This window comes from Acinetobacter sp. YH12252 (genome assembly GCF_013417365.1).
Taxonomy (GTDB): domain Bacteria; phylum Pseudomonadota; class Gammaproteobacteria; order Pseudomonadales; family Moraxellaceae; genus Acinetobacter; species Acinetobacter towneri.
The window spans coordinates 1-6,369 of sequence record NZ_VPEA01000028.1; the positions used below are offsets into that span (position 1 = coordinate 1).

Here is a 6,369-nt window from a genome sequence, read left to right on the forward strand (position 1 = left end):
GCTTACGCGCCTGCGCAATGGCTGCGTCTGGCGCCAGATACCGGCCTCCATCGGAGAAACTGTCCGAGGTTATGTTGACGATGCCGAAAATGATGAGCGATTTATTCATGGGGGCTTCTATAATAATAATAATCGAGCATGAGTCTCATACGGATGCTCGGGTCGAAAGGGAATCCCCAGGCGAGTAACCTGTTTGCGGTGATCCATTAGCTGCAGGAGCAGAAGAGCATACATCTGGAAGCAAAGCCAGGAAAGCGGCCTATGGAGCTGTGCGGCAGCGCTCAGTAGGCAATTTTTCAAAATATTGTTAAGCCTTTTCTGAGCATGGTATTTTTCATGGTATTACCAATTAGCAGGAAAATAAGCCATTGAATATAAAAGATAAAAATGTCTTGTTTACAATAGAGTGGGAGTGACTGGCACTCACAGGCAATGTCTGGCACTGGCTGGCATCACAGCTGAGACTTCAATATCTCGCAGCTGAGCGATAAACTGTATAAAAACACAGTATCGCAAGGATGCGGATCATGCCCCAAGTGGCGGCCAGGATGGCCAGCCGGGACGAGAACACTGGTCGTTACCAGCGTCACCGGCCCGAGCAAACCCTGCTCTATCGGATCGTCGAAGAATACTACCCGACGTTCGCTGCCCATTTGGCGGCGCAGGGCAGGGAACTGCCCGGCTATGTGCAACGCGAGTTTGACGACTACCTCAAATGCGGCCGTCTCGAACACGGCTTTCTGCGGGTGCGTTGTGAGTCGTGTCACGCTGAGCACCTGGTTGCGTTCAGCTGCAAACGTCGGGGCTTCTGTCCTAGTTGTGGCGCACGGCGTATGGCCGAAAGCGCCGCGCTACTGGTCGATGAGGTTCTGCCCGTACAGCCCATGCGCCAATGGGTACTCAGCTTTCCCTTTCAATTGCGCTTTCTGTTCGCCAGCCGGCCGGAGGTCATGGGCCGGGTGTTGGGCATCGTTTACCGCGTCATCGCCACGCATCTGGTCAAGAAAGCGGGCTATACCCACCAAGCGGCCAAGACCGGTGCCGTCACCCTGATCCAGCGCTTCGGCAGTGCACTGAACCTCAACATTCACTTTCACATGCTGTTCCTCGATGGCGTGTACGTTGAGCGTCCCAATGGAACAGCCCGGTTCCTCTGGGTCAGGGCGCCGACCAGCGCCGAACTCACCCAACTGGCGCACACCATCGCCCATCGGGTCGGCCGCTATTTGGAGCGGCAAGGCCTACTGGAGCGGGATGCTGAAAACAGTTACCTGGCCTTGGATGCGGTGGATGAAGATGCGATGACTCCACTGCTGGGGCATTCCATCACGTATCGCATCGCCGTGGGGCCACAGGCAGGGCGCAAGGTGTTCACCCTGCAGACACTGCCCGCCTGCGACCCGGAAGATCAGTTTGGTGACATGCCCGGTAAGGTTGCCGGTTTCTCGCTACATGCCGGCGTAGCGGCCAAGGCCCATGAGCGCAGCAAACTCGAACGGCTGTGCCACTACATCAGCCGCCCGGCGGTGTCTGAGAAACGGCTGTCGCTCACGAAGAATGGCAACGTGCGCTACCAGCTTAAGACGCCGTACCGGGACGGCACCACGCATGTGATCTTTGAGCCGCTGGACTTCATCGCAAGACTGTCGGCGTTGGTGCCGAAGCCACGTGTGAACCTTACCCGGTTTCATGGGGTGTTTGCGCCCAACAGCAAGCACCGCGCCCTGGTTACACCTGCCATGAGGGGCAAGGGGAGCAAAAAGGTCAAGGTATCGGATGAGCCGCCAACACCCGCTGGGCGGCGAGCGTCGATGAAATGGGCACAGCGGCTCAAGCGTGTATTCCAAATCGACATCGAGACTTGCAGCGAATGCGGCGGTGCCATGAAGGTGATTGCCTGTATTGAAGATCCGGTAGTGATCAAGCAGATCCTCGACCATCTGAAGCAAAAAGCCGAAACCAACGAGTCCAGCCCGTTGCCCGAGAGCCGGGCACCACCGGCTGGCCTGTCGCCGGGTCTGTTTACCTGACCCGTCCCAAACGATTCCGATCACGATGCTGCGGTAATTCAGCCGCGGCAGGGATGCGTTATGCCGGCGGCTTGGGTTGGCCCCGGCTGTCGGGAAAAACGGGTGAATTTTCGGCGGGATCGATGGCTACACGGGCCGGATTCAGAATCACCCACTGGCAAAGCAGGCCGTCATTCGCGGTCTACAGTGGCTGGACTTGGAGAAAAACGGCGTTTATTCTTCCTATACTCTTTTATATCTGATAATTGCAGATTAAATTCAGATAATAAAACATTTACAATATTTTTGAATTGAGTTTCAGAATAAAAAGCTTTATTATGATGTTTTATTCTGGATAAACGCTCTAGTTCCCAATATCTTAATAATGACAATTTACCACCATCATATTCCCAAAGTGAAATATTTTGGTCGTGCCTTTTTGTATCTGTTTTATAAAAATTGGCATACTTGTTTATCTCTACATATGCAAATAAGTAGTAACCTTTTTCCAATTAAGTACCCTTTTATTTAATATCTTTGAGTTCTGCTTCTGTGGACTTTTTCTAATTTTGATTGTTCTTTTAAAAGTTTTTGATAAGAACCTTCTACGAGTTTTTTCTTGTCTTGGCATACAAACTGCTTATATGTATCGAACATTTTAATCCATTGAATATATGTCCAATCGGAAAAATTTAGTTCACTATCTAAATTGATAATTTTTTTCAAACGTTTTTGCTGTTCATAAGAAAAAATATTTTTTGTTTTTTGTTTAAAATTTAATCCTGGGGCAGTATACATATATGATAAAAAATCCCAATATTCTAACATTGTTGCTTTTTTTATATCACAATATTCTTTTTTATGGAAATGCACAAGAACTATAGACACGTTGGGTTTTGGTTTAAAATCTGAAGGCAAAAACTCATAAGCCAGTTTTATATCATATAACGGTTTGAACATAAGTGATTTTAATGTGTCTTTATAATATGGAGTGCCTGCGTATTTTAACATTGCTTCGTACTGCATTATAATATACATATCTTGTGGCGGGTTGATTGCTGTTAGTAATCTTGTTAAGATTTCTCCCGTCATATTAAACGGTATATTAGAAAAAACTTTATAATTGCCATCAGGAAGTTTTATGTTCATAAAATCTTGATTGATAAGTGTTAGTTTTTCACTATTCAAGTTTTGCTTTAAAAATTGATACAAAGAGGTGTCTAATTCAATTGCAATTACACTTTTACTTACTCTTAATAAATGTTCGGTTATTATGCCTTTTCCCGGACCTATTTCATATACAATGTCAGTATTATTTATATTGCTATTTTCAACAAGGCTACTAACTAATTTTTTATCGTGTAAGAAATTTTGTGAATCCCTAATATTTCTTTCCATAAATTCCCTTTAATTGCATAATCTTTAATAGTTTATATAATTAATTATAAGATGAAACGTACAGTTTGTCAACTATTGCCATTTAAATTGGACATATAGCAAGCATACAAAATAATGGTGTTTTTACATATAAAAAACTACTAATACTGGTTACAAATCTTAAACCAAATAAAAATTTGCATAAAAAAAGATGTGATGATTATTAAATTCTTCACAACTTTTATATGTTAATATTTAACCAAAACATTAGATTTTAATATGTTTAGTATTTTACTCTCATACTGGCACCGTGAAGTCTACGTCAATTCCCCAAACATTTAGAGTAAGTGCAAAAAAGCCATTTTTAAAATTTGTTTCGGACAAGTAAAAAGTTTTAGGCTCATCAATTCCCCAATAATATATATCTATATATTCTGCATAAAGAAATTTTTGAGATTCTTCATCGTATTTTATGCCTTCGACACCATATCCCTCTTGAAACCTATAATCGCCTAGTATATTGACAAATTCATGTGATAGATAAGGTATTGCATAGTTTTCATCATTGTTATCGTAGACAGCAATTAAGAGTTGGAATTCATAAGTATCATCATTAGAGTCGATTGCATTAATCGTTATCCATTGTAAACCGACACTTGTGTTGTCATATACAAAATCCTCACCTATTAAAACGGTAATAAACTCATTTGAAATTTCATTAAAATCGTAGAGATCGTAAATTAGTACCTCAAAATCTAATTTTAGACCCGAAAAATCCAAATCCATTGGCACAATTAGTAATGGATTTCTGTTGATTGAACCATATGAGGCATAGCTAACACCATAGTCAATTATGTCAGAATAATCAGTTATGTCAGAAAGATCCATATCGGCTATATTAATTATAACTTGTGAATCATGTATTACATCCCCATCTTTAGCAACTAAAAAGGTTTTTGAGGTGAAATAATCTTTTTCATCAACAGTATATTTGATAACTATAAAGCCGTATCCTTCTGTGTCAATGTCATAAGAAACAACCATATCTTTTGTAACTTGAACATTAGAATGTTTGTGGTGATTTATATAATAAATTCCTAGATATAAACTTAGTTTCATGTCGCTTAAGACTTCTTCTAAAGTGGAGCCTAATTTAACGGATTCAGAGTCTATATCAATTTCAATTTTATTATTAAATGCCAAGTTTTTTGAAAAATCATCGCTTGATATTTCATCTAAAATGGTTTTAATTTTTATTTCAAACTCATAACCTTCAATCTCAATTCTTGTATTATGAATGCCTTCATCCAATATTGTTTCTTGATCTTCATCAATTATGTCCTCAAAGCGAACAGTGTTAAAATATCCATTATCGTAAACTAGCACTATATCAGAAAAAAGCATACCTGCATTATATTCATTGATCTCTTCGTCTTCGATTGCGGTATAAAAAATTAGACCATAATTTCCATTAACATCTTTAGTTGGAGAGAGGTTTATAACTGCTAAAACCTCAAATTCCTCGTCATCTGCAACAAACAAGTCTTCGCGTATTAATGCTGCGTATTCGTTAAAGGCAAAAATAACATCTTCCGATATTTGGGTAAATAGAACAGCTTCCCAATTAGAAAAATAAGCATAAAAATCTTGAGTGCCTTTATTTATTACAAGCCGAATTTTCTAAATTACCTAAAGGAGGTAAGGTTCTTTGCTTAGCCGAAGGTGAAGGTCGCAATGCTGTGTTTTTAGCCAAGCAAGGTTATGACGTTACAGCGGTTGACCAGTCTAGCGTCGGCTTAGAAAAAGCACACAAATTGGCGGCTGAACAGGGTGTAAAAATCACCACAGTGGTAGCCAACTTAAATGAGTATGATTTAGGCGTAGACGCTTGGGATGGCATCGTTTCAATTTTCGCTCATGTGCCTCTTGAGTTACGGTTGAAATTGCATAAGCAGGCAGTGGCTGCATTAAAAGAAAATGGCGTCTTTATGCTAGAAGCCTATACAGCTGCTCATATTGACATGGATGGAGTGGGTGGTCCTCCTGCCTCGCAAATAGATATGTTTATGTCGCTTGAAGGGTTGCAGCAAGAACTAAACGGTTTGGATTTTATAATAGGTGCTGAAGTAGAGCGTGAAATCTCTGAAGGAAACTATCACCAGGGTAAAGGAGCAGTCGTTCAAGTGGTTGCCTGTAAGAAATAGTTAGTTAAATAGTAAGTTCTAAGGAAAGTAATGAGTACGTTTAAGCAATGGGTAAACCGTCTTTTAGGAGACGTAGGAACCGTTTTTTACCTATCAATACTCTTTATTGGTTTGTTTTTAATTGCCACAGTCAGTAACCCTGATGGCGTTCAAGAGTTAGCGCAAAAAGCACTGGATGCGACCGCTGATGACTTTGGCTGGTTGTACTTATTAGTGACCAGTGGCTTTGTCATTTTTACACTCTGGTTGGGGTTGTCACGCTTTGGCAGTATTCGCCTCGGGCCTGATGACGAGGCACCCGAGTTTAGCTATGGCTATCGCAAGGATGCGGATCATGCCCCAAGTGGCGGCCAGGATGGCCAGCCGGGACGAGAACACTGGTCGTTACCAGCGTCACCGGCCCGAGCAAACCCTGCTCTATCGGATCGTCGAAGAATACTACCAGACGTTCGCTGCCCATTTGGCGGCGCAGGGCAGGGAACTGCCCGGCTATGTGCAACGCGAGTTTGATGACTACCTCAAATGCGGCCGTCTCGAACACGGCTTTCTGCGGGTGCGTTGTGAGTCGTGTCACGCTGAGCACCTGGTTGCGTTCAGCTGCAAACGTCGGGGCTTCTGTCCTAGTTGTGGCGCACGGCGTATGGCCGAAAGCGCCGCCTTGCTGGTTGATGAAGTACTGCCTGAACAACCCATGCGTCAGTGGGTGTTGAGCTTCCCGTTTCAGCTGCGTTTCCTGTTTGCCAGCCGGCCCGAGATCATGGGGTGGGTGCTGGGCATCG

Annotated in this window: 7 protein-coding genes and 1 pseudogene; 4 read left to right on the plus strand and 4 right to left on the minus strand. The window is 43.0% G+C overall.

The window, feature by feature from the left end:
- A partial coding sequence (locus FTV28_RS13165; RefSeq protein WP_158701390.1) for a dihydropteroate synthase occupies positions 1-109 on the minus strand: 109 nt, incomplete at its 3' end.
- A gap of 418 nt (positions 110-527) precedes the next feature.
- Between FTV28_RS13165 and FTV28_RS13170 the strand changes: the two genes are divergently transcribed.
- Positions 528-2,030, plus strand: coding sequence for an IS91 family transposase (locus FTV28_RS13170; protein WP_138773302.1), 1,503 nt, complete (start codon positions 528-530; stop codon positions 2,028-2,030).
- A gap of 170 nt (positions 2,031-2,200) precedes the next feature.
- On the opposite strand, the gene FTV28_RS13175 is transcribed toward FTV28_RS13170, so the two are convergent.
- From FTV28_RS13175 to FTV28_RS13185, 3 genes are all read right to left on the minus strand, one after another.
- Positions 2,201-2,521: a hypothetical protein gene (locus FTV28_RS13175; RefSeq protein ID WP_179990683.1), complete on the minus strand. Its 321-nt coding sequence runs from the start codon at positions 2,519-2,521 to the stop codon at positions 2,201-2,203.
- 16 nt (positions 2,522-2,537) lie between these two features.
- Complete coding sequence (gene erm / locus FTV28_RS13180; RefSeq protein ID WP_107318659.1) at positions 2,538-3,407, minus strand: 23S ribosomal RNA methyltransferase Erm; 870 nt, start codon at positions 3,405-3,407, stop codon at positions 2,538-2,540.
- A gap of 276 nt (positions 3,408-3,683) precedes the next feature.
- The gene (locus tag FTV28_RS13185) at positions 3,684-4,928 is read right to left on the minus strand and encodes a hypothetical protein (protein WP_179990686.1); all 1,245 of its coding nucleotides are present in this window, start codon (positions 4,926-4,928) and stop codon (positions 3,684-3,686) included.
- Positions 4,929-5,077: 149 nt separating this feature from the next.
- Between FTV28_RS13185 and FTV28_RS13190 the strand changes: the two are divergent.
- The 3 genes and pseudogenes from FTV28_RS13190 to FTV28_RS13195 form a co-directional block, all read left to right on the plus strand.
- Positions 5,078-5,590 (plus strand): annotated as a pseudogene (locus FTV28_RS13190) (class I SAM-dependent methyltransferase); the annotation flags it as partial.
- Between the two features lie 30 nt (positions 5,591-5,620).
- On the plus strand, positions 5,621-6,100 hold the full coding sequence (locus tag FTV28_RS13695) for a BCCT family transporter (RefSeq protein ID WP_338242671.1): 480 nt from the start codon (positions 5,621-5,623) through the stop codon (positions 6,098-6,100).
- On the plus strand, positions 6,003-6,369 hold a 367-nt coding region (locus FTV28_RS13195), incomplete at its 3' end, for a transposase zinc-binding domain-containing protein (protein WP_368856244.1). The genes FTV28_RS13695 and FTV28_RS13195, both read left to right, overlap by 98 nt.

What these genes read in the sequence shown, in the direction of transcription:
- FTV28_RS13170 (WP_138773302.1), top strand. Translation starts at nt 528, where the DNA reads ATGCCCCAAGTGGCGGCCAGGATGGCCAGCCGGGACGAGAACACTGGT.
- FTV28_RS13695 (WP_338242671.1), top strand. Translation starts at nt 5,621, where the DNA reads ATGAGTACGTTTAAGCAATGGGTAAACCGTCTTTTAGGAGACGTAGGA.
- erm (WP_107318659.1), bottom strand. Translation starts at nt 3,407, where the DNA reads ATGGAAAGAAATATTAGGGATTCACAAAATTTCTTACACGATAAAAAA.